The organism is Actinomyces sp. Marseille-QA0893 (assembly GCF_976954355.1).
On record NZ_CDRJSY010000004.1, the window covers coordinates 125,391 to 147,666 of the forward strand.

The 22,276-nt window shown below is 55.3% G+C and carries 17 protein-coding genes and 1 tRNA gene; 3 read left to right on the plus strand and 15 right to left on the minus strand.

The window, feature by feature from the left end:
* Positions 1 to 92: 92 nt before the first annotated feature.
* Both ACWNMW_RS06125 and coaE read right to left on the minus strand, forming a co-directional pair.
* Positions 93 to 1,913: a family 16 glycosylhydrolase gene (locus tag ACWNMW_RS06125; RefSeq protein WP_449490369.1), complete on the minus strand. Its 1,821-nt coding sequence runs from the start codon at positions 1,911 to 1,913 to the stop codon at positions 93 to 95.
* A gap of 253 nt (positions 1,914 to 2,166) precedes the next feature.
* On the minus strand, positions 2,167 to 2,841 hold the full coding sequence (gene coaE / locus ACWNMW_RS06130; protein ID WP_449490370.1) for a dephospho-CoA kinase: 675 nt from the start codon (positions 2,839 to 2,841) through the stop codon (positions 2,167 to 2,169).
* A 99-nt stretch (positions 2,842 to 2,940) separates the two neighbouring features.
* Between coaE and brnQ the strand changes: the two genes are divergently transcribed.
* Positions 2,941 to 4,293, plus strand: a complete 1,353-nt coding sequence (brnQ, locus tag ACWNMW_RS06135) for a branched-chain amino acid transport system II carrier protein (RefSeq protein WP_449490371.1) — start codon at positions 2,941 to 2,943, stop codon at positions 4,291 to 4,293.
* Between the two features lie 255 nt (positions 4,294 to 4,548).
* Here brnQ and rpsA read toward each other — a convergent pair whose 3' ends face one another.
* Positions 4,549 to 6,006, minus strand: a complete 1,458-nt coding sequence (gene rpsA / locus ACWNMW_RS06140) for a 30S ribosomal protein S1 (protein WP_009409460.1) — start codon at positions 6,004 to 6,006, stop codon at positions 4,549 to 4,551.
* Positions 6,007 to 6,133: 127 nt separating this feature from the next.
* Positions 6,134 to 8,815: a DNA polymerase I gene (polA, locus tag ACWNMW_RS06145; protein WP_449490372.1), complete on the minus strand. Its 2,682-nt coding sequence runs from the start codon at positions 8,813 to 8,815 to the stop codon at positions 6,134 to 6,136.
* Positions 8,816 to 8,843: 28 nt separating this feature from the next.
* Between polA and ACWNMW_RS06150 the strand changes: the two genes are divergently transcribed.
* A complete protein-coding gene (locus ACWNMW_RS06150) occupies positions 8,844 to 9,263 on the plus strand; it encodes a PaaI family thioesterase (protein ID WP_295892269.1) in 420 nt (139 codons plus the stop codon).
* 46 nt (positions 9,264 to 9,309) lie between these two features.
* Here ACWNMW_RS06150 and ACWNMW_RS06155 read toward each other — a convergent pair whose 3' ends face one another.
* Positions 9,310 to 9,900 carry an ANTAR domain-containing response regulator gene (locus ACWNMW_RS06155; RefSeq protein WP_072455820.1) on the minus strand — a complete coding sequence of 197 codons (591 nt, stop codon included), beginning with the start codon at positions 9,898 to 9,900 and terminating at the stop codon, positions 9,310 to 9,312.
* Positions 9,901 to 9,973: 73 nt separating this feature from the next.
* Between ACWNMW_RS06155 and ACWNMW_RS06160 the strand changes: the two genes are divergently transcribed.
* Positions 9,974 to 10,047, plus strand: a tRNA-Leu gene (locus ACWNMW_RS06160).
* 177 nt (positions 10,048 to 10,224) lie between these two features.
* On the opposite strand, the gene ACWNMW_RS06165 is transcribed toward ACWNMW_RS06160, so the two are convergent.
* The 10 genes from ACWNMW_RS06165 to alaS form a co-directional block, all read right to left on the minus strand.
* Positions 10,225 to 10,440, minus strand: a complete 216-nt coding sequence (locus tag ACWNMW_RS06165) for a hypothetical protein (RefSeq protein WP_173656060.1) — start codon at positions 10,438 to 10,440, stop codon at positions 10,225 to 10,227.
* 150 nt (positions 10,441 to 10,590) lie between these two features.
* Positions 10,591 to 12,537: an acyltransferase family protein gene (locus ACWNMW_RS06170; RefSeq protein WP_449490373.1), complete on the minus strand. Its 1,947-nt coding sequence runs from the start codon at positions 12,535 to 12,537 to the stop codon at positions 10,591 to 10,593.
* A 73-nt stretch (positions 12,538 to 12,610) separates the two neighbouring features.
* Positions 12,611 to 14,059 (minus strand): pyruvate kinase, encoded by a 1,449-nt coding sequence (pyk, locus tag ACWNMW_RS06175; RefSeq protein WP_448751025.1) that lies wholly within the window; start codon positions 14,057 to 14,059, stop codon positions 12,611 to 12,613.
* Positions 14,060 to 14,068: 9 nt separating this feature from the next.
* Positions 14,069 to 15,052: a prolipoprotein diacylglyceryl transferase gene (gene lgt / locus ACWNMW_RS06180; protein WP_449490374.1), complete on the minus strand. Its 984-nt coding sequence runs from the start codon at positions 15,050 to 15,052 to the stop codon at positions 14,069 to 14,071.
* A 49-nt stretch (positions 15,053 to 15,101) separates the two neighbouring features.
* Complete coding sequence (locus ACWNMW_RS06185) at positions 15,102 to 15,974, minus strand: indole-3-glycerol phosphate synthase TrpC (RefSeq protein WP_449490375.1); 873 nt, start codon at positions 15,972 to 15,974, stop codon at positions 15,102 to 15,104.
* 76 nt (positions 15,975 to 16,050) lie between these two features.
* Complete coding sequence (locus ACWNMW_RS06190) at positions 16,051 to 16,797, minus strand: prepilin peptidase (protein ID WP_299060780.1); 747 nt, start codon at positions 16,795 to 16,797, stop codon at positions 16,051 to 16,053.
* Positions 16,798 to 16,800: 3 nt separating this feature from the next.
* Positions 16,801 to 17,649 (minus strand): shikimate dehydrogenase family protein, encoded by an 849-nt coding sequence (locus ACWNMW_RS06195; RefSeq protein WP_449490376.1) that lies wholly within the window; start codon positions 17,647 to 17,649, stop codon positions 16,801 to 16,803.
* Positions 17,649 to 19,049: an endolytic transglycosylase MltG gene (gene mltG, locus ACWNMW_RS06200; protein WP_449490377.1), complete on the minus strand. Its 1,401-nt coding sequence runs from the start codon at positions 19,047 to 19,049 to the stop codon at positions 17,649 to 17,651. The genes ACWNMW_RS06195 and mltG overlap by 1 nt, the downstream gene beginning before the upstream one ends.
* The gene (ruvX, locus tag ACWNMW_RS06205) at positions 19,046 to 19,519 is read right to left on the minus strand and encodes a Holliday junction resolvase RuvX (protein ID WP_448750657.1); all 474 of its coding nucleotides are present in this window, start codon (positions 19,517 to 19,519) and stop codon (positions 19,046 to 19,048) included. The genes mltG and ruvX overlap by 4 nt, the downstream gene beginning before the upstream one ends.
* On the minus strand, positions 19,519 to 22,227 hold the full coding sequence (alaS, locus tag ACWNMW_RS06210; RefSeq protein ID WP_449490378.1) for an alanine--tRNA ligase: 2,709 nt from the start codon (positions 22,225 to 22,227) through the stop codon (positions 19,519 to 19,521). The genes ruvX and alaS overlap by 1 nt, the downstream gene beginning before the upstream one ends.
* Positions 22,228 to 22,276: the final 49 nt, after the last annotated feature.

Sequence of the window (22,276 nt, forward strand, 5' to 3'; positions counted from 1 at the left end):
GAAAAGAGGGCGGTGCAGGTGTTCTTCGAGATGAAGATTACCTACACCGACCCCTTGCGCACGGTCCTAGCAGGTTGCCAGGAAGCTATGCCTCATTTACGCCGAGGACTCATGTGTTGAGCGGTTGCTGGCGTTGGCCAAGCGAGCATCAGCACTCCCACTACTGCCAAGAGCCCAGCGAACACAAACCCAAGGGAGGAACTTCCTGTTGCGGCAAGTGCGCGTACAGAACTTGGATTTTGAGCAGAGTCAGCCTGTTCGTTTCGCGCGACAGCGGAGTTTTGCGCCTCTGCCTCATTGGTGGACGTGAGTGCGCTTCGATCGGTGCCAAGCACGCTGAGATGCGAAGCTTCCGGAAGAAGCTGCGAGAGCGCTGGTCGCTCATTTGGCGCTAAAGCATCAGGCTGGCTCACCGATGTGTCTGCCGCGCCTTCGGTTGAAGGATTCACAGGGGCTTCAGATGGTGCCGATGCTGTCGTTTCAGGACGCGTAGGCAGGGCTGAGCTTGCTGCTTCCGTGGGCTGTGCCGGCGCCGTAGCATCGGCGCTTCGACGAGCTCGCGGGGGACGCTGCGTAGTTGCAGAGGCTACCGGTTCCGAGGCCGTGGGCTGAGTAGAGGGCGCTACAGTAGTTGGTCGCGGCGTAGCCTTGGGATCATCGGAAGGCTTGGGCGCCGAAACAGTCGGTACCGGCATCGGTGCGATCGAGGCCGTGAGCTGGGTAGAGGGCGCTGCGCTTGTCGGCTGAGCAGGCGCGCTCGGCTGCGCTGTTACTGCACTCGAAGGCTGAGGGGCCGCAGTAGTCGGCATGGGAGCAGGCGCGGTCGTCACAGTCGGCTCAGCGCTAGGTTGTGGATCGGCGGTAGCCGTTGAGGGAAGCGGGGCTGGCTCGCTCGTGGCATTGCCGTTCTTCTTCCACACACGGACGTAGTCAACGAGCATGTCAGAACCAGCACCTTGATAGGCTTCCTTGAACTTAATCGCATCGGTGTACGTCGTATCACCACGCTCAGAGGCTAGGAAAGAACCCCCAACCATGTGGTTGAGACGAAGCACCATGCCGTTGGCATCGTTGATAAAGGGGTTATCCCCTTTTACTTGATCGTAAGTGACGGTGTGTCCCCGTTTTCCATCCAAATAGAAGGTGATTGAGTTCCCGTTCTTTTCCACACCATAGGTATGGAACTGAGTCTGCGAAGTACCATTGCCCCCGAGCTGTCCCATGTGTTGCTCAGTCTTTTGAGGATTACCGACCCGAGGCGTATGAACATTCGCTTGGAGGAAATTCGGATCCCATCCTTTAGCTTCGACGACGTCAATCTCACCGTGAGCCGGGAATGATGCCGGGGCAATACCGGTCATCCAAAATGCTGGCCACGACGCAACAGCATTAGGGAGTTTGATACGCGCCTCAGCATAGAAGTCGCCATATGCAGCGAACTTTATGCCTTTGTTGTCGCGCGTCTGCACCATTGCTGAAGTGAAAGGAGCTTTGTAGGTTTCCGAGCGCCCATTGACTGTCCGAGTGCATTCACGGTCGACCGTGACCATTGAACGTGAACGGCTGTCATACTTTTGACGCGTTGGCTCATACTTCGCCGTCAAATGGAGGTTTCCACCCGAGACAGACGCATTCTCCTTCGAATCGGTGTACTGGGCCTGTGAGCGCGTCTTCGGATCGAAGCAGGAGTATTCGTATCCCCACTTCGAGGTGTCAAGTTCATTTCCGGTGAATTCATCCTGAAAGATCAGAGTGTTGTATCCCAGGGCTTGAACTTCATTGGGAGTCGGCTGAACATCCCCTGCGCTCGCAAAGGACAGTCCCCCTACCGTCATCGCAGCGCCGAGCGTGAACGCTCCAAGCGTACGCACAGCTCTATTCCCCGAAAAACGATTCGTCTTTACGTATGCCATTTATCCTCATCCCTGCGGCAAATGTCGACTGCGAAACCAGAGATCATCCCGTATCGCGTACGAGAAGCTGCTGAATCAATAGGGCAGCGCGATCTTTGAATTCCGGTGCTCAGGCCGATACCGGTTTACTTACATGTTCAAATCTATAGTTGCAGGTAAACCTGGTTTTTCCTGAGTGATTTCCGGATGAATAGTTGAAGATTTCCCATTGAAATAATGGGAAAACTGGGCGAATACTGAAGCCTATATTCGGTTAAATCCCCGAGGGGCTCAGCCAACGCGCAACGAAGCTACGAGTCAGATCTGTCAGATCTTCTTTACTTCCTGAGTTGTCGACCCATATCGACGCAAGGTCCCGGCGCTGCTCGTCACTCATTTGTCTGCTGATTCGTACTGCCGCTTCTTCCCTGCTGACCCCGCGTTTCTCCAAACGCTCAAGACGCACATCCATTGGGGCACTCACCATGATGACACCATCGAAGGCAGCAGCGTCTTCGCGCCTTGTCAGTAGTGGCACATCATAGACAGCGAGCTTTCCGTCTCCAGCTTGCGCAAGACGTTCGTGCGCCAAAGCAGCGATTGCTGGATGAGTGAGTGAATTGAGAAGAGCTGTACCTTCGGCTGAAGAAAAAGCGCGCTGCGCTAAGAGCTGTCGGTCAAGGACCCCGCCCGCTCCGGCAAGGTCACTCCCAAAACTCGCAAGCACCGCCTCGTACACCGGATGCTCGGGGGAAAGCACCTCGCGCGCAAGTGCGTCCGCGTCGACAATGTGCGCGCCGAGGCCTCGTAAAGCATGCGCGAGCGTGGACTTCCCGGCGCCGATTCCCCCGCTGAGAGCAAGCAGGTGCGATGGTCCCTGAGGACGTGCCTCCCGGATTGCTCGCAAGAGAGTGGCGCTCGATGAACCTGAGCGAATGAGAGTGTTCACATCTGAAGCGTAGAACAATGAACACCACTTGGCTAAAGTGGCATGAAATGACAAAATCTCAGGGGTACTTATAACTTCTACAAGGTTTGAAGCAAAATTGTGACTGAATCGACGACGACTACACAAAGCAAGCGTTCGCAGGGAACGGGCTTGTTGATCGCAACATCGTTGACGCTGTTTTCGATGTTCTTTGGTGCGGGAAACCTGATTTTCCCTCCAATTATGGGAGCGAACTCTGGCTCTCACTTTAACTCGGCGATGATTGGCTTCCTCATCGGTGGCGTCGCGCTTCCCGTCATTGCGATCATCGCAATTGCATTATCGGGAAGTGACCTGCGTGACCTGTCTGGGCGCGGCGGAAAGTTTTTTGGAATTGCTTTCTCGTGCATGGTGTATCTGTCGATCGGCGCCTTCTATGCCCTTCCACGAACCGGTGCTGTTTCTTTCTCGACGGCCGTAGCACCGCTCATTCATTCAACCGCTTTTGTTTCATCATTGATCTTCAATGCCTGCTTCTTCGGCGTCGCTTTGTTCTTGTCGTGGAACCCGAGGCAGATCATCCACCACCTCGGTAAAATCCTGACTCCTGTTCTGCTCGTTCTGCTCGTACTCTTGGTTTTCTTGTCTTTGGCGAAGCTACCGCCTTCAGACGCTGCTCCGGTCGGGCAGTACGCAAGCGCTCCCCTAACCGCAGGGCTCCTTGATGGCTACATGACGATGGATTCCATCGCAGCTCTTGCTTTTGGAATTATCGTTGTTGCGTCTTTCGATCAAGGGGAAGGCGGGCTCAGCGGGATCAAGCTCGTTCGCAAGACCAGCTCTGCTGGTGTAATCGCAGGCATTCTACTTGGCCTGGTCTACGTTGGACTCGGCCTGATCGGCCACGTGATTCCCAATGGTCAGGGCTATTCTGATGGCGCTGCGCTCCTAGCCGATGCTTCCCGAATCACCATGGGAACTGCTGGACAGGTCGTCTTTGGGTTGATTGTTCTCACCGCATGCATGACAACTGCGGTAGGTCTTCTTGCTGCGACCTCGGAGTTCTTCGAGCGGCTTATTCCTCGAATCCCCTACAAGACATGGCTCGTTGGCTTCACGATCATTTCATTCGTCTTGGCATCGGCCGGTCTCAAGGCAGTCCTCAACGTCGCAGTGCCAATTATTACTTTCCTTTACCCGATCGCAATCTCAATCATCTTCGTGACGATCGTCACGCATCCGCTGCGCTACTCCATGCGCATTCATTGGACATTCCGTCTGGGCGTCTGGGTTGCCAGCCTATGGTCACTTCTGACCACCGCAATCTCGCTTGGGATCTTGACCTTCGCATCTCCTTTGCTTGCGTGGAGCCCCGGGCAGGATCTTCAGCTTGGATGGGTTCTTCCCTCATTGGGCGCAGCTCTTCTTGGCTTGCTGACTGATATCGTCTTATCCAAGCGCGCTCAGGCGTAGTCCTCACGCTCTTGTACTGAAGTGGCCCGTCTCTTTCGAGACGGGCCACACTCTTAGCTTGAAGAACTGAAGGAACGCTTCTTCTTGCGCTTCAACACAGAATCTAAACCCGAAAATGCGGTTATTTCACTAGCAGTTCATGCCAATGATTCGTCTGCACAATGACAGCAGCACAGTCTGAACAATGGCAAAAAACTGAGGCCCCGGTTTTCACCGGGGCCTCAGAACTGACTATGAGCGCTTAGGCGCTGTGATTCAGTTGTTGGTCAGCTTCTCGCGAAGTGCTGCGAGCGCCTCGTCCGAGGCGAGGGTGCCTTCGGAGTCGACCGGGGTCGAGTAGGAAGCCTGCTCTTCAACAGCGGGAGCTGCTTCGGCGTCTTCTTCCAGAGCCTTTGCAACCTGTGCCTTGTGGGCTTCCCAACGAGCCTGAGCCTGTGCGTACTGAGCTTCCCAAGCCTCGCGCTGGGCCTCGTAGCCTTCCATCCATTCCTGGGTTTCGGGATCGAAGCCTTCGGGGTACTTGTAGTTGCCCTCTTCATCGTACTCAGCGGCCATGCCGTAGAGCGAAGGATCGAACTCTTCAGAGTTGGGATCAACGCGCTCGTTGGCCTGCTTCAGGGACAGCGAAATACGACGACGCTCGAGGTCGATATCGATGACCTTGACGAAGACCTCGTCGCCAACCTTGACGACCTGCTCGGGCAGCTCGACGTGACGCTGAGCGAGCTCGGAGATGTGAACCAGACCTTCGATTCCGTCTTCAACACGCACGAATGCGCCGAAGGGAACGAGCTTGGTGACCTTGCCGGGCACAACCTGGCCGATGGCGTGGGTGCGTGCGAAGGTCTGCCACGGATCTTCCTGGGTGGCCTTGAGCGAGAGCGACACGCGCTCGCGGTCCATGTCGACGTCCAAGACTTCGACGGTGACTTCCTGACCAACCTCGACAACCTCTGAGGGGTGATCGATGTGCTTCCACGAGAGCTCGGAGACGTGAACCAGACCGTCAACGCCACCAAGATCAACGAAAGCACCGAAGTTTACGATGGAGGACACGACACCACTGCGAACCTGACCCTTCTGGAGGGTGTGCAGGAAGTTGGTGCGAACCTCAGACTGAGTCTGCTCAAGCCATGCGCGGCGAGACAGAACAACGTTGTTGCGGTTCTTATCCAGCTCAATGATCTTGGCTTCGATCTCACGGCCGATGTAGGGCGCGAGATCACGAACGCGACGCATTTCAACGAGGGATGCGGGGAGGAAGCCACGCAGGCCGATGTCGAGGATCAGGCCGCCCTTGACGACCTCGATGACGGTACCGGTAACAACGCCGTCTTCTTCCTTGACCTTCTCGATCTGTCCCCAGGCGCGCTCGTACTGTGCGCGCTTCTTGGACAGGAGCAGACGACCTTCCTTGTCCTCCTTCTGGAGAACCAAGGCTTCGATCTGATCACCAACGGCAACCACATCATCCGGGTTGACATCGTGCTTGATGGAAAGCTCGCGAGAGAGGATGACACCCTCGGTCTTGTAGCCAATGTCAAGAAGGACCTCATCGTGGTCAACCTTGACGACAGTGCCCTCGACGATGTCGCCATCGTTGAAGTACTTGATGGTCTCGTCAATAGCGGCGAGCAGGTCCTCGCGGGACCCAATGTCGTTCACTGCAACCTGGGGCGTTGAAACTGCCGGCTGCGAGTTGGTGCTGGTCATGTAGTTGTGTTCTCCGAAACGGACGTATTACTAGATATGGACAATTGCGGCTGCGGGGTGCAAATGGCTATTGCACACAGCAGTACCTTGAGCATTCTAACAGAATAGGACCGAAAGTCCACCCGCCTTAGTGCGCAGCGTCCTTCCATGTCGGCCCAAACCCAATTGCTACTTCCAGTGGAACGCGTAGAGACATCACGCCTTCCATTCCCTTGCGGACCAGTTGACGCAGTTTCTCCTCTTCTCCCGGTGCAACCTCGAAGAGCAATTCGTCGTGGATCTGGACCAGCATTCTCGATCTCAGATCCGAATCTTTGAGCTGTGCGTGCACATCCAGCATCGCCATTTTGACAATATCGGCGGCGCTTCCTTGAATCGGAGCGTTCAGCGCGGCTCGTTCAGCCATCTCGCGTCGCGTTCGATTCGCCGAATGCAAATCCGGAAGATAACGCCTGCGTCCACGAATTGTCTGTGTCCATCCCCATCGGCGAGCTTCGTCTACAAGGCCTTCAAGGTAATCACGGACACCGCCGAAGCGTTCGAAATAGCGATCACGCAGGGCCGCGGCCTCGTGAACGGGAATCTGAAGCTGTGCAGAAAGACCGTAGGCGGACAAACCGTAGGCAAGTCCATAGGAAGTCGCTTTGATTCGCGAGCGTTCTTCGCCCGTCACATCTTCCGGTTCAACTCCGAAGACCATTGCTGCCATAGTGCGGTGGAGGTCCTCCCCCGAAGAAAAGGCATCGATCAGCCCTGGGTCTTGCGACATATGCGCCATGATCCGCATTTCGATTTGTGAGTAATCCGCGCTCATGAGATTCGTATACGGCTCTTGCGCAACAAACCCACCACGAATCCGCAGGCCGTCAGCGCTACGCGCAGGGATATTCTGCAAATTCGGTTCAGACGAGGCCAAACGCCCCGTCGCTGCAGCGGTTTGCGAAAAAGTCGTATGGATACGCTGATCGACACCAATGCTCGAAATCAAACCGTCGACCATCTGCTTGAGCTTGATGCGGTCACGATGGACAAGTAGGTGACGCAGGAAATCATTTCCAGTTTTTTCGAAGAGATCCGTCAAGGCCTCGGCGTTAGTCGTGTACCCGGTCTTCGTCTTCTTCGTCTTGGGCAGAGCAAGTTCCTCAAAGAGCACAGTTTGGAGCTGTTTAGGAGATGAAAGATTAACTTCGTGCCCCAGTACATCCCATGCCCCGCGCTGCGCTGTGTCAACATCCAAAGCAAGTTCATGAGAAAGGGCTGTCAAGAAGTCTTCATCGACACCGATCCCGCATTTCTCCATCTGTGCGAGCAAGACCGCAACTGGCATTTCCAAATCATCCAGCAGATGTGACTGGTCACTTTCTTTAAGCTTCTCAGCGAGGATGACATCGAGAGAATGCATTCGCGCAGCGTCTTCGGCTAGCTTCTGAGCGCGCTCATCACTGATTCCAACCTCAAAGAGAGTTGTGCTGTCTTTCTTCTCTTGCGAGTCAACACCTAAATACCGAGCAAAAAGCTGGTCGAGTTGATACCCACGGTGTTCCGAATTCACCAAATAGGCAGCGAGAAGAAGATCGGTATGTGCCTTGCCGAGCGTCCAACCACGCGCTCCCAAAGCATGAATGCAGCCCTTAAGATCGTGAAGAATCAGGCCGTCTTCACTGAGAATTGAAGCGAGAGCCTGATCTTGCTGTGCCGAGAGCAAAGCGGTGTCAATAACCAGCGCATCAGTCGCCGTTGCAAGTGCAATAGCACTGGCTTCCGGAGCGTTCACGCTGAGCGTGCCATCGATCAAGAGTGCAAGCTGTCCCGGATGTTCTCTACGCCATTGATCAACAGAGGTGGCCTCGTCAGCGATCGTCCACGACACCTGTGGTTGCTCAGCGGGCATCAAGACTTCGGCCTCGTCATCGTCACTGGCACTCCCCAAACCAATCTTCGCCACCGAAAGCACCCGAGAGCGCAGAGAACGAAACTCCAGGGCATCACACAGCTGGCTGAGCGCCTGGCGGTCGGTTACTTCGCGGCGCAAGTCCGTGATGTCACACTCAAGGTCCATGTCCGTCAGCAGATGGTTCAATCGACGGTTGCGTCGCACGTCCTCGAGGTGCTCGCGCAACGCTTCGCCCCGCTTGCCCGTGATCTTGTCCGCGTTCTCCAAGAGATTGTCGAGGCCGTCGAAACGGTTGATCCACTGGGCTGCAGTCTTCGGGCCGACACCGGGTACTCCCGGGAGGTTGTCGGAAGTTTCTCCGACCAGTGCGGCGATTTCCGGGTATCGGTAAGGAGGGACCCCGTATTTTGCTTCAACGCTTTGCGGGGTCATCTCACGCAAGTCACCCGGGCTCATTCCCGGGTAGAGAACGGTCACGCTATCGGTGACAGTCTGGAAACTATCGCGATCCCCCGAGGCAACATAGACGCGCATATCCGCATCTGCCGCACGTTTCGCAAGAGTGGCAAGAATATCGTCTGCCTCGAAGCCTTCCCGTGACAGGGAGCGAATACCCATTGCACTCAGCAGATCCCGAATCAGCTCGATTTGTCCCTTAAATTCTTCAGGTGTTGCGTCTCGTGTTCCCTTGTATTCGGGATACTCATCGGTACGGAAGGAATGACGCGAGACATCGAAAGCAACCGCAATATGGCTGGGCTGATAACTCTCCAACAATTTGATGAGCATCGAGGCAAAACCATAGACCGCATTTGTGTGTTGGCCTTGGGCTGTCACGAACTTATCCGCAGGCAGGGCATAAAATGCACGAAAGGCCATTGAATGACCATCGATGACAAGCATTGTCTCCTTCATAGAAGACACACTACGGCGAGAGGGCACGATGCACACTTTGAATGCAGAAAATGATCGGATTGATAGCTGGGCGGACACCCTTATGTCACGTCTGGGCATCCGCCTGATTTCGGCTTCCGCCCAAAGCGCTCTTGCCGAAATGCCAATTGCTGGCAACACTCAGCCCCATGGTCTTCTACATGGTGGAGCCAGCGCCGCGCTTGCAGAAACAGTAGCTTCCCACGCCGCCCAGATTCACGCGCATTCTCTTTATGGCGAGGCCGGCGTCGCCGTGGGCGTTGAGCTGAACATTTCACATATTGCCCCCGGTCGAGGCGACTGGGTTCGCGCGTGCGCTACGGCAGTCCACTTGGGTAAGAGCTCGACTGTTCACACTGTGACTATCACAGATGAACACGATCAAACCCTTGCTGTGGCACGCGTATCGAATCGCGTGTTGCATAACTAAGGGCGCGAGCCAATGCTCGCGCCCTTAGAGAAGTTCAGTGTGGTCCTTAGCCTTCGACCTGGTTAATCACGGCATCGGCGACCTCACGCATCGAAAGCCTGCGATCCATAGAAGTCTTCTGAATCCAGCGGAAGGCATCAGGCTCGCTCATCCCCATATTCTTCATGAGGAGACCTTTCGCGCGATCAACACGTTTGCGAGTTTCAAAACGATCAGTGAGGTCTGCAACCTCTTCTTCAAGGGATTCGATTTCCTGATGGCGGGAAAGAGCGATCTCAACTGCAGGGATAAGATCTGCGGGGCTGAAGGGCTTCACAACGTAGGCCATTGCTCCAGCATCACGAGCACGTTCGACGAGTTCTGTCTGGCTAAAGGCAGTGAGCATGACGACTGCACATGAGAGTTCAGCAAGAATCTTCTCTGCTGCGGTGATGCCATCCATCTTCGGCATCTTGACATCCATGACACACAGGTCCGGCTCAAGCTCAAGAGCAAGCTGGACGGCCTCTTCACCGTTGGAAGCTTCCCCGACAACCTCAAAACCGGCACCGGTGAGCGTCTCCACAATATCGAGGCGAATCAGGCCCTCATCTTCCGCGACAAGAACGCGGCGCGGCTGTGCAACTTCTTCACTCATGTCGTCTTCCTTGTACGATAGTTTGTCACTAGCACCGGTTATATCTTATCCTTATTAGCGCGCTTGCGCTGTTGCCCCGATAGCCCAATTGGCAGAGGCGGTCGGCTCAAACCCGGCTTGTTGTGGGTTCGAATCCCACTCGGGGTACGAATATGTATCATATTTTCGTCAGTGGCTTTGAGATCACAATGATCTCAAAGCCATTTTTTCTTGCAATCACGCGGAAACAGTGATGCGCATCAGCGAGGTAAATCCATCAAATAAACGTCAACCCCGCCAACTAATTAAGTTGACGGAGTTGACGTTAGAGAGACAAATCACATCTCAGGCTGCGGGGATAAGCTCCAAGCCCAAGAATTCCGCAGCTCGATCACGCATTTCAGGGCGTTCCAAGTCATTGAGCGCCTCTTGAATCTTCTGATCGGTCCAATCCTGATACCAAGGACGGACAGCCTCGCTCAGCTGCGAAACCGGAACATTGAGCGCCTGGTAGCGACCCTGCGCGGCACGAACCGAAATCTGTGTATTCATTTGATTCATTTCTTTCTCCTCTTCCTTCTTCTTCTGCATCTACCGGTATGCGCTCAAGGTGCGCAGGCAACCAGACTGTAGATGCCGGTAAGGGCAAAGCCTTACGAGTCATCCAACACGGATGAACAGGTAATTATTCCACACGCTACTAAGATGTGTCTAGTTATTGTCTCCCATGAGTCCCGTCATAATCATTCGAGCGTAGGCTTCTCGTCCCTCTTCCGTCAGGTGCTGGCCATCGTCGTAAAAGTACTCATCGTGGCCTTCACTGGCTTTATACCAATCGAGAATGCCAACTTGCGGATAACGCTGAGCAAGCTGGCGCATCAAGGCATTGTTCTCATCCTGGAAGGGGTAAGGGGCGCGGATCGTCACGAAGAATACAGGTCTCTCCCCCGCTGCTTCAATCAAGGGTTGCGCTGAGTCCATCGATGTAATCGGGCCGTTACCCCCCAAAGCAACAATCACGGGAGAGCCGTCATGTCCTTGGGCTAAATCTTCGCTGTATACCGCAACTCCCTTTTCAAAGGAACGACCAACTTCCGTATCCGTAAAAGACTGCGGGAAGAGGGTTGGGATCCAGTAGTAGCTTGCTCCTTCAGACACGGAATCACCAATCAAGACCAGGGGAACAGTGCATGTTCCATCCTCTGGAGAGCATGACCATTGAGAGGGATCGTAGTTGTCAGGAATAATCGCAGCCTTCGGGTATACCGCTTTCCCATTCGCATCGTGATAGCTGGGAGGCGGCGGGCTTGTCGTCGTCATTTCTTGCGTAGGCGAATCGCTTGGAGAAGCCACAGATGTGGAAGGACTGGAAGCGGTCGAAGCAAAGATTTCGTTGGCCTTCTTCGAAGCCGATTCAAGGAAGACTCCTGGAATGCTGGCGATCGCAATGCTCACAGTCAAAGCAATGCTCAACGCCGATATACATAGCCGAACTTGGCGCGTATTCTGAGCGCCGCCGCGCAAAGCACGCCAAGTCTTCTGACGCGCAAAGGAAGGCGCATTCTCAACAAAACGATAGCTGGCCTCGGTAATCAGGAGGAAAACGCCAGCTTCCACCACCCAAGCCCACCACGGAAGCGCAGAAGTGCGCCTGGCGGGGTTCATCAGTAGGATCAAGGGATAGTGCCACATGTAGGCACTCATGGATCGCGAGGCGACCACCTGAAGCGGACGCGTCGATAACACACGCGATATCGCGCCCGGGACAATCGCGCCGCTCACCACAATTGCACATACCAGTGCTGAGGCGAAGAAACCTCCTCGATAGAGCCAGGTCATGTATCCGCGCCCATAGATGCTCACAGCGACCAAATAAGCAAGTCCGCACCACGATGCACATTGAAGTAGCCGTGTTTGCAGAGCATTGAGGCGTTCAATGTAGCCCTCTGCATACGCGAGGGCAACACCAACAAGAATTTCTGCGAGCCGTGTGTCTAAGCCGTAGTACACCCTTGATGAGTCGGATCCGGGCTCGAACAATACAGCCATCTCGCAGGCAAAACAGCCAGCGAAGAACAAGACAACAAGAGCTGCTTTTCCACGAGATCGGAAAAACTCACGCAGTAAGAGAACGATAACCGGCGCCAATACATAGAACTGCATAATGACGGCGACGAACCAAAAATGGGTCAGCGGCGAAGGTAAGCCTGCCTGCGCGAAATATGGAACATCGCGAAAGATGTAGAACCAGTTCGAAAAGAAAGCAAGAGCAGGAATCGCATCCTCATGCATTTTGAGCAGCAGCGGCGGCGCATAGAAGAAGGAAGCAATCGCTGAGAAAGCCGTGACAAGAAGCATCGTTGGCCACAAGCGAACAAAACGCCTGAGAATATACGCGCCAACCGCAATATCCCGCTCCCCCTCAATCTCACGAAGAAGTGAGCGCGAAACGAGGAAACCAGAAATCACGAAGAAGAGAGTGACGCCGATAAAACCACCTTGTGCAGGAGAACTCGGGCGCAAGTGGTACAAGACGATGGCGATAATTCCCAGTGCACGCAGGCCATTGACCCCGCTTAAGTACGTGGGCTTTGATCCCTGCGCACTTTGAGAATTCTCGCGTTCTATTTGTTTTGATGACCGTGGCAACGTCGTCAAGGTACGTCAAACTCCTCAAAATGTGAGGGGGTGGAAGACCACGCGGCCTACCACCCCCGTCATTTAATCAAACTTAAGCATCTCCACGTGATCCGCCGATCACGTAGTCAACCTCGTCTCCTAGACGGTGGACGCGCAACAGGTTCGAGGAACCAGGGGTTCCCGGCGGCATACCTGCGACGATGACCATCTCGTCACCAACTTCCGCGAGACGCGCACTCTGCGCGACCTGATCAACCTGCCAGACCATATCGTCAGTGTGAGCGACCTCGGGAACCCGATAAGCCTGAATACCCCACGACAAGGCAAGCTGGCGACGCGTCGATTCAAGCGGAGTGAAGGCGAGCATCGGAATTGGCGTGCGCAAGCGAGAGAGCATGCGCGCCGATGTTCCTGACTGAGTGAAAGTTACCAAGAAGCGTGCATCAAGCTTTTCAGCGATAACTGCAGCCGCACCGCAGATCGCAGATGCGCGATCCAACTCAACGGGTCCAAGCGCAGCAATACGCTCGCCACCATTTTCTTCAGTGCTCTCAACAATTCGCGCCATAGTGCGGACCGCTTCAATGGGGAAAGCACCCACGGATGTTTCGCCCGAAAGCATGACTGCGTCTGCGCCGTCGAGAATTGCGTTTGCACAGTCGGAAGCTTCTGCTCGGGTCGGACGTGGATTCTTAATCATCGAATCCATAACCTGGGTCGCAACGATGACCGGCTTGGCAGCACGACGAGCGAGCTCAATCGCACGCTTCTGCACCAGAGGGACATCTTCGAGAGGCATTTCAACGCCCAAGTCGCCTCGAGCAACCATGATTCCATCGAAGGCATCAACAATCTCTGCAAGTGCATCGACAGCCTGGGGCTTCTCAATCTTCGCGATGACCGGCAGACGCTTACCGTACTCATCCATAATCGCGTGGACAGAGTCGATATCTGCTGCGGAACGGACGAAGGACAGAGCAATAAAGTCTGCATCAACCTGAAGGCCCCATCGCAGGTCTTCCTCGTCCTTTTCGCTCATTGCCGGGACAGAAACAGCAACACCGGGAAGGTTCAATCCCTTGTGGTCCGAAACATACCCGGGAACCTCAACGCGGGTAACAACATCGGTTGCGCTTACCTCAACGACGCGCACTGCGACGTTGCCATCATCAATGAGCAGGCGATCACCGGGAGCACAGTCACCGGGAAGACCCTTGAAAGTCGTTCCAACCAGCTCTTTAGTACCGGGAACATCACGAGTCGTGATGGTAAAAGTATCGCCGATTTCTAGGTACTGTGGGCCCTCTTCGAAGGTTTCGAGGCGAATTTTTGGACCTTGAAGGTCAACAAGAACAGCTACCCCACGGCCCGAATTTTGAGAGGCTCGGCGAACACGTTCGATAACTTCTTCATGTTCCTGAGCAGTGCCGTGAGAACGATTAATTCGGGCGACATCCATGCCGGCATCAACAAGAGCCTGGATCTGTTCAGCAGAGGCTGTCGCGGGTCCAATAGTGCATACAATCTTTGCTCGACGCATGTTTCTATCCTATCGTGCCTCGAGGTCTTCGACCGGACGACTTTCCGAGGGCTTGGGACTATCGGCCCCGTCCTCGTTGTCCTCGGGTCCCTCCTCGACGGTGTTTTCGCTGGCCTCGGCCGTTTCCATAGTTTGCGCGTCATCTTCTTCGCCAAGGCCGCTCTCGCGCGTGATTTCAGCCTCAGTGAGAGTCGTCGAGGCTGCACGTTTTCCTGCATAGAGATAGCAGACAACACCCAAAATAAAGACAAGGATTGAGGTCCAGACATTGATACGAAGACCTAAGAAATGATGTGCATCATCAATACGGAGCATCTCGATCCAGACACGCCCCAGGGTATAAACCATGATGTAGCAGGAGAAAAGCTGTCCGGACTTCACAGACCGACGTTTATCAATGAGGAGCAAAACAGCAACACCCGCGAGGTTCCACAGCGATTCATAGAGGAAGGTGGGGTGGAACAAGGTGCCGCTGGCGTATCCAAGTGGCATGTGTGCGCTGTCGATGTGCAGGCCCCACGGCAAGGTTGTTGGCGCCCCGAAGAGTTCTTGATTGAACCAATTTCCCCAGCGCCCAATCGCTTGAGCCGCAAGAAGCGGGACGGCCAGAGAATCTGCAATAGGGCCGAGCCGCTGTCCGCGATGGCGGGCGACAAGCCAAACTGCAAGTGCTCCCCCGGCAACCGCGCCCCAAATCCCTAAACCTCCGTTCCAGATTGCGAGGGCCATGATCGGATTGCCATTCTTACCGAAGTAGGCATCTGGAGACGTAATGACGTGGTAGACGCGCGCCCCGATAATGCCACCAGGAACAGCCCAAAGTGCAATGTCATAGAAGAGCTCACGGTCGCCACCCCGAGTTTCGTAGCGCCTAGCAGCCCAGTAAACGGCAATCAGAATTGCACAGGCGATGATGAGACCATAGGCGCGAATCGGAATCGGTCCGAGGTACCAGACCCCTTGACTTGGTGACGGCAATGCTAAAAAGCGCATGAATAGTATTCCTTGCGGATAAAGATGGTTGCCGTACTACTCTAATCGATTATTCGCGACGAGTATCGTTCCACGTCCCATCTGCACCCTTATGTGCCGCCCGAACTCGCATCCGACGGTCAGCAAGCAATGACGGATGGTGACCGGCACTGACCATTTCAGCGACTAACTCCTCGGGTTGATCGCTGCGCATGAGAGCTTCCCCAACGAGCACAGCATCTGCGCCAGCACGTGCGTATTCAAATACATCCCGCGGCCCCCGCACGCCGGACTCGGCGATAGCAAGAACATTCGTTGGAATAACATCAATGACCTCGTCAATAACGTGGCGGTCAACGACCCCCGTACTGAGGTCACGGGCGTTGACACCGATCATCACAGCGCCGGCTTCTAAAGCTCGAAGAGCATCGAGGCGCGAGTGGGTTTCGACGAGCACTGACATTCCCAGCGATTGAGCGCGCTCGAGCAGCCCTTCCAGCGCCGGCTGCGAAAGAAATTGCGCGATAAGCAGGACTGCATCTGCTCCGGCTCTGCGGGCCTCAAAGAGCTGATATGCGGAGAGAATGATGTCCTTACAAATAAGTGGAAGTTCTGTTGCAGCTCTTACCCGCGACAGGTCCTTATAACTGCCGTTAAATAACGAACTCTCGGTCACGACCGAAACCATCGCTGCTCCCCCGCGCTCAAAAGCCTGAGCAAGAGGGGTCGGGTCTTCGATATCTGAATAGACACCCCATGGGGAAGCACGCTTAATCTCGGCAATGACGGAGGTGGCGCCATCCGAACGTAGGTACTCGTCTGGATGTCTTAGGGGGTCGGGAACACTTTCACACGCGCGTTTGAGCTCATCAAGACTCACGCGCTCTTCACGCAAAGCGCGCTTACGCTGCGTGTGGGCAATGATCGCGTCAAGTTCCGCCACCTTCACCTCCTCGTGAGAACCTATCTCAAATGCTAGTCTCCCACGGGCAAAAGGCGTTAATCAGACAGCTCGCAGGCTAAATCAGAGCACTGAAAAGATGCAGGGAGGTCGGAATAGCGACGCCCCACAGAAGATAGGTCAGCAAGGAGGAACCGATCATCCATGGTCCAAAGGCAATACGCGAGCGTGTGCCAGCTTGGCCACTGACAACCATCCACAAAGCCGCAAGTGCCGCGGATACCAAAGCAATAACAAATCCAAACAATGCCGCATGCCAACCAAGAATGCCCAGCATCGCCCCAAGGATCGGCGCCAAACGAACATCACCGCGGCCAAAGCCTCGTCGCGGTAAAGACCCCAGCCACAGCGGTAGGGTCCAGATCAACGCGCCAACCCCGGCCTCGGCAAGAACGCGAATCGAATGGGGATGGAAATAGACGCTCACCCCGGCCCCGCACAAGACACCGCACGCAAGCGCAATGACATAGGGAGTGGGCAGACGATGAGTCTTAGCGTCGACATACGCAAGAAGAGTTCCCATCATGGTCAGCGCGACGACCGCAGGTGCTGCAGGCCTTGTCTGAGAAGCAACAAGGCTGATCGCACCTACCAGTACAGCCGACCAGACGACGCCGTTTCTCTTAAGCGGGGTAAGCGAGGCCTCAATAAAGTAGCGTCGTTGAATCGCCCATCCCGAACGTGAAAGCCACAGCGCAAAAGCGAGCCAGACAACGACAGAAAGAATCAGATTCCACTCGCCCATTCCCAAGGCATAATCGTGGGCGAAGTAGTACCCACGAGCCGATATGGCGACGAGTTCCATCTTCTATTTCGCCTCCAACAGCTGAAACACCGAAGAAATCGCGTGACTATCAGCTTCAATTCCCGTCATTAACTTAAACTGGAGAACCGCCTGATAGACCAGCATTTCTACGCCGAAGGCGACGGGGATACCCCGTTCAAGACAACACGAAATTGCAGCCGTTTCACGCGGTGCATAGGTCACATCAAGAAAGCTCGAGCGCAATGGCATTGTTGAGAGCTCACCAACGTAGGGGTCAAGCGCACCCGAAGGTAAAGTCGAGACGACAAGATCCGCTTGCTCGCAGCAACGAGACAAGGTACCAGCCGCCGTCAGGTCATGACCGCTGTAGGTCACTCCCAAATTCATCGCACTGCGGTTGAAATCAGCAGGGAGCTTTCCTCCACTAAAAGCACGAGCAACAACATCGACCTCGCGAAATCCAAGAGAGATCACCGCCGCGAGAGCCGAGGCCGCAGTGGCGCCCGAACCGATAATAATGGCTCGCCCGCCAAGATCCATCCCTGCGTTGCGCCGACTCAGCTCGATCGCGCGACTCATACCGAAGACATCAGTGTTGAAACCCGAAAGAACCCCACCCGATGGAATAAGGGTATTAACAGAACTCAGCGCAGCCGCCTGCGGTTCAACAACGTCAAGGAGAGGAATCACCGCCTTCTTGCAAGGCATCGTGATTGAAACTCCGACGCATTCACTGTCTAAAGATGCGATCCACTGAGGTAGGCGCTGAGCATCGACCTCACACTTTCGGTACTCCCATCCAGTAATTCCAGCGCTACGCCAGAGTTCTTGATGGATGAGGGGTGAGAGGGAATGTTCAATCGGCGAGCCGATGACTGCTGCCCAGGGCATCAGCACTTTCCTTGATGCGTCGAACAGTATTCTTCCAAACGCTTAGTGTTTTGCGTCTGCTCGTCATGCGTAGCCGCGAAGAGCGTCTCGCCGGTATCCAAATTCACCGTGACGAAGTACAGCCAATTGCCCTCTGCAGGATGCAAAGCAGCTTCAATTGCCTCGGTAGAGGGCTGCGAAATTGGCGAAGGAGGAAGACCCGGATTGCGGTAGGTGTTGTAGGGGTTCTCAGCAGCAAGGTCGTCTGCAGTCGGTATTCCACCGGTCTTGCCAACACCGTATAAGACGGTTGAATCCATCTGAAGCAAACCGTGGGTTTCACCATTCGTATCTGCCAAGCGGTTATCAATTACACGAGAAACCATCGGAAGATACTCCGTATTACGAACTTCTCTTTCGAGAATTGATGCCTTCGTTAAGATCTTTTCGCGATCCGCGGCGGCAACGCCCAGCCCATCAAGCCTCTGAGTCGTCCGAGTAATCATCTGAGAAATGAGAGAAGTCGCCGTCGCTCCCTCTGCGAGTTCATAGGAACCCGGAGCAAGCCACCCCTCAACGTTTCCATTGGCTTCAGCTGGCAAGCCCAAAGCTGCCGTATCTGCCATTGCTGACTTCACCTGATCAAGCGGGATATTGGCCACCATCGAAATCTGCTCGGCGACCTGGTCCTTTGTCTGTCCAGGAGTCACCGTCACCGTGTTATCACTGCGGTTCGCATCATCTAAAAGTGCAGCAATCGCACCTGAGGCGCTCATTTCTTTCTTGAGCGTGTAGCTTCCGGGCCGAATACTCACCGCTGCTTTATTCGCATCAAATGCGCGGATGAACGCAGTGAGTGATTTAACGACGCCCGCGTCTACTAGGCGCTGACCAATCTGCTGGCCAGACTCACCGTCATACACCGTCACAACAACCTGCCCGCTACCGGGACCCGGGTAGTCATCGGCGGTTGTTGAAGACGACGAGGAGCCACGCAATTGCGTGTATGCAAAGTACGCACCGCCCGAGATCAGGGCGAGTGTCAGCAGTAGTACAAAAAAGGTCCGAATTGCCCTGCGGCGTTTGCGTTTACGCACCAAGCGCCGTTCTTGTTCGAGGCGACGAGAGCGCATTCCCGTCGTCTCAACTGCGGTGTCTTCTTGGGCTGCACGCCTTGAGCGACGCGTGGGTAGGTGCGCGGGAAGAGTCTGTGCTGCAGGCGTAGTGGCTTCTGTTTCACGAGGCCGCGCGCCCACAGGAGACGATTGGAGAGAATCCCCTGGGGTGCTTGCCGACGAACGGACAACTGGTCGTCGTACCGGTGAGGATTCTGGGGTCTCCTCGGGAGTGTTTTCTTGCGAGCGGCGTTGGTGAATACTCGCGCGCTTCGGGAAAGGATATTCGGGAGTGCTCTCGCTCATCTCTGTCCTTCCTCGAGGACAATTTCCCTTCCGGGAGCTTGTCCGCTCATTCGTTCCATCTCCAGGGCTGTCTCCAGAATAATCGAGGCCGCCACTTGATCAATCATCTGTCGATGTTCGCGTCGTCCGACACCGGCTTGAAGCAAACGTTCGTGCCCTTCGTGTGAACTCAAGCGTTCATCGACCAAGCACACACGACACGCAGGTAAAGCCATTTTAATCTTCCGCGCGTACCTGCGTGCGCCTTTCGCTGAAATGCCTTCACCGCCTTGCATGTGGCGAGGGAGCCCGACAACGATTTCTATGGCATCGAGCTCACCAGCAATCCGCGCAATCTCGTCAAGTTCCGAAGCATCGTCTTGACGAGTCAGCGTTTGGAGCGGCAAGGCCAGGACTGCTCCCGCATCACTACGTGCGAGACCAACCCTGACCGTGCCAACGTCAACTGCCAGACGAACTCCTGGACGCATTACAGCTCTTGGATCTGCGAATTCACATCATTGAGAGCATCTTCAATGGCTTCCGGATTGGATCCGCCGCCCTGAGCGAGGTCGTCGCGGCCGCCACCGCCGCCGCCGAGAATCTTTGCGGCGCGACGAACGAATTGTCCTGCACGTGCGCTGTGCTGGCGAGCAAGATCATTCGTTGCGACAGTGACCATAGGCTTACCGTTAATCACGCCGGCGAGTGCGACAAGCACGGGACCGTCATTACCCAGGCGCTCACGAATATCGGTCGCCATTGCGCGAAGATCATCAGCCGATCCCAAAGCACCCACGGGAGCCACGACGCAGGTGAATTTACCAATCTTGCGAGCATTTTGAGCGAGCAATGCTGCTTCTGCGAGCGCCTGCTGCTCACGGATCTTTTGAAGTTCCTTTTCTGCTTCACGCAGACGCCCCATCATGGATTCGACGCGTGAGGCCAGTTCGTCAGGACGCCCGCCAAGCATGGAGCTCAGCTGGGACACAAGCGCGTGTTCCTTCGCTTGGAAGGCGTAGGCGCCATCTCCAACAAGGGCGTCGATACGGCGTACACCCGAACCGATTGAACCTTCGCTCAGCACAGTCACGCGGCCCAAATGTCCGGTTGAAGGAACGTGGGTTCCACCGCATAGCTCGCGATCAAAGTTATCGCCGATGCTGACAACGCGGACTTCGGAGCCGTACTTTTCACCAAAGAGTGCGATCGCACCTGAGCGCTTGGCATCGTCGAGCGACATGATCTCGGTGGTCACAGCGAGATCCTGCGCGAGCTTCTCATTGACAAGGCTCTCGATCTCGTTGAGTTGTCCTTCAGCAAGGGCTGTTGAGTTCGTGAAGTCGAAGCGCAGACGCGAGGGCGAATTTTCGCTACCTGCTTGCTCGGCATCCTTGTTCACAATGCGACGCAAGCCCGCGTAGACCATGTGGGTTGCCGTGTGTGCGCGCGCGATTGCAAGCCTGCGCTCGGTATCGATTTCCGCGTATGCCTTCTCCCCCAAGGTTGCTTTGCCTTCGGTGAGAGTCCCGCGGTGAACTGATAGCCCACGAATCGGCGCCTGCACGTCATGGACCTCAATCACACCGCCATCAGCGAGGCGAATGGTTCCGTGGTCGGCTAGCTGACCGCCCATTTCTGCATAGAAAGGGGTCCGGTCAAGGATGATCTCTACCTCTGCCGGAGCACTCGCTGCAGGAGTGGGAACACCATCCACGAGCAGGCCGACGACCTGGGCGTCAATTGCGTTTTCCGTGTAACCAACGAAAGTCGAGCCGCCGCCGAGTTCCTTTTCGATGTCGTGGAAGATACGAACGTCGGTGTGGCCGGTCTTCTTTGCGCGAGCATCGGCACGAGCACGTTCCTTCTGCTCTTCCATCAGCGCGCGGAAGGCCGCCTCATCGACCTGGACTCCCTGCTCGGCTGCCATTTCGAGGGTCAGATCGATGGGGAAACCGTAGGTGTCGTGAAGCGAGAACGCAGACTCACCTGAGATCATCGGCGTACCAGGAGCAGACTTTGCTTCTTCAACAGCCACGTCCAAAATGGTCGTTCCAGCGCTCAGAGTGCGTCGGAACGCTTCTTCTTCGGCGTAGGCTACCTCGGAAATCGTGCTCCAATTTGTTTCCAATTCGGGGTACGAGGCCTTCATCGCATCCTTGGATGCTGTGAGCAAAATCGGCATAGTTGCCGTATCAACACCCAGCAGGCGCATGGAGCGCACAGCGCGACGGATCAGGCGACGCAGAACATATCCGCGACCATCATTACCGGGGCGCACGCCGTCACCAATGAGCATGAGAGACGAGCGGACGTGGTCGGCGACCACGCGCAGGCGTACATCATCGTCGTATGCTGCTCCTGCTTCGGGACCAGCTGCACCGAGTCCGTAGCGCTTACCGCTCATTTCTTCAGCGGCTGCAATTACGGGATAGACCTCGTCGATCTCGTACATATTCGGCTTGTCCTGCATGACAAATGCAAGACGCTCCAAACCTGCACCGGTATCGATAGCTTTCTGGTCAAGTTCGCCGAGCAGCGGATAGTCCTTGCCGGCACCTTCGCCACGCATGTACTGATCGAAAACCAAGTTCCACAGCTCAAGGTAGCGGTCTCCGCCGGGATCAACGTTGCCACCCACGGCCTCGGGGCCGTAGGAAGGACCACGATCGTAGTGCCATTCGCAGCAGGGGCCGGCGGGACCTGGCTGGCCGGTATCCCAGAAGTTCTCTTCGCGGGGAAGACGAACAATATGATGAGGATCCATGCCGATCTGCTTCGTCAGGACGTTGAATGCTTCTTCGTCCTTTTCCCAGATGGTCACCCACATGCGCTCACCGTCGAGGCCGTACTTGCCTTCAGACTGATCACCCGTGAGCAGATCCCATGCGAAGTTGATCGCGCCTTCCTTGAAGTAGTCGCCGAAGGAGAAATTGCCGTTCATCTGGAAGAAGGTACCGTGGCGAGTGGTTCGTCCAACGTTATCGATGTCATTGGTACGAATGCACTTTTGAACAGATGCTGCCCGGGGCCAGGGCGCAGGTTCAACCCCGATGATGTAGGGAATAAAAGGAACCATTCCCGCGATGGTAAAGAGAATCGAGGGCTCAGGAGAAACAAGAGACACCGACGGGCGAATCTCATGGCCTTGGGATGCAAAGTAGTCAAGCCAACGTTGACGAATTTCAGAAGTGCGCATAGTACCCCATAGTAGTGGACAACAATCAGAATCGTGTATTGGTCATTCG

Coding starts and splice junctions, on each gene's coding strand:
- mltG (WP_449490377.1), bottom strand. CDS start 19,049: ATGAGCGAGAGCACTCCCGAATATCCTTTCCCGAAGCGCGCGAGTATT.
- ACWNMW_RS06190 (WP_299060780.1), bottom strand. CDS start 16,797: ATGGAACTCGTCGCCATATCGGCTCGTGGGTACTACTTCGCCCACGAT.
- rpsA (WP_009409460.1), bottom strand. CDS start 6,006: ATGACCAGCACCAACTCGCAGCCGGCAGTTTCAACGCCCCAGGTTGCA.
- ACWNMW_RS06195 (WP_449490376.1), bottom strand. CDS start 17,649: ATGCCCTGGGCAGCAGTCATCGGCTCGCCGATTGAACATTCCCTCTCA.
- ruvX (WP_448750657.1), bottom strand. CDS start 19,519: ATGCGTCCAGGAGTTCGTCTGGCAGTTGACGTTGGCACGGTCAGGGTT.
- polA (WP_449490372.1), bottom strand. CDS start 8,815: ATGAAGGAGACAATGCTTGTCATCGATGGTCATTCAATGGCCTTTCGT.
- alaS (WP_449490378.1), bottom strand. CDS start 22,227: ATGCGCACTTCTGAAATTCGTCAACGTTGGCTTGACTACTTTGCATCC.
- pyk (WP_448751025.1), bottom strand. CDS start 14,059: ATGCGTCGAGCAAAGATTGTATGCACTATTGGACCCGCGACAGCCTCT.
- lgt (WP_449490374.1), bottom strand. CDS start 15,052: ATGCGCTTTTTAGCATTGCCGTCACCAAGTCAAGGGGTCTGGTACCTC.
- ACWNMW_RS06150 (WP_295892269.1), top strand. CDS start 8,844: ATGCACACTTTGAATGCAGAAAATGATCGGATTGATAGCTGGGCGGAC.
- ACWNMW_RS06125 (WP_449490369.1), bottom strand. CDS start 1,913: ATGGCATACGTAAAGACGAATCGTTTTTCGGGGAATAGAGCTGTGCGT.
- ACWNMW_RS06165 (WP_173656060.1), bottom strand. CDS start 10,440: ATGAATCAAATGAATACACAGATTTCGGTTCGTGCCGCGCAGGGTCGC.
- ACWNMW_RS06155 (WP_072455820.1), bottom strand. CDS start 9,900: ATGAGTGAAGAAGTTGCACAGCCGCGCCGCGTTCTTGTCGCGGAAGAT.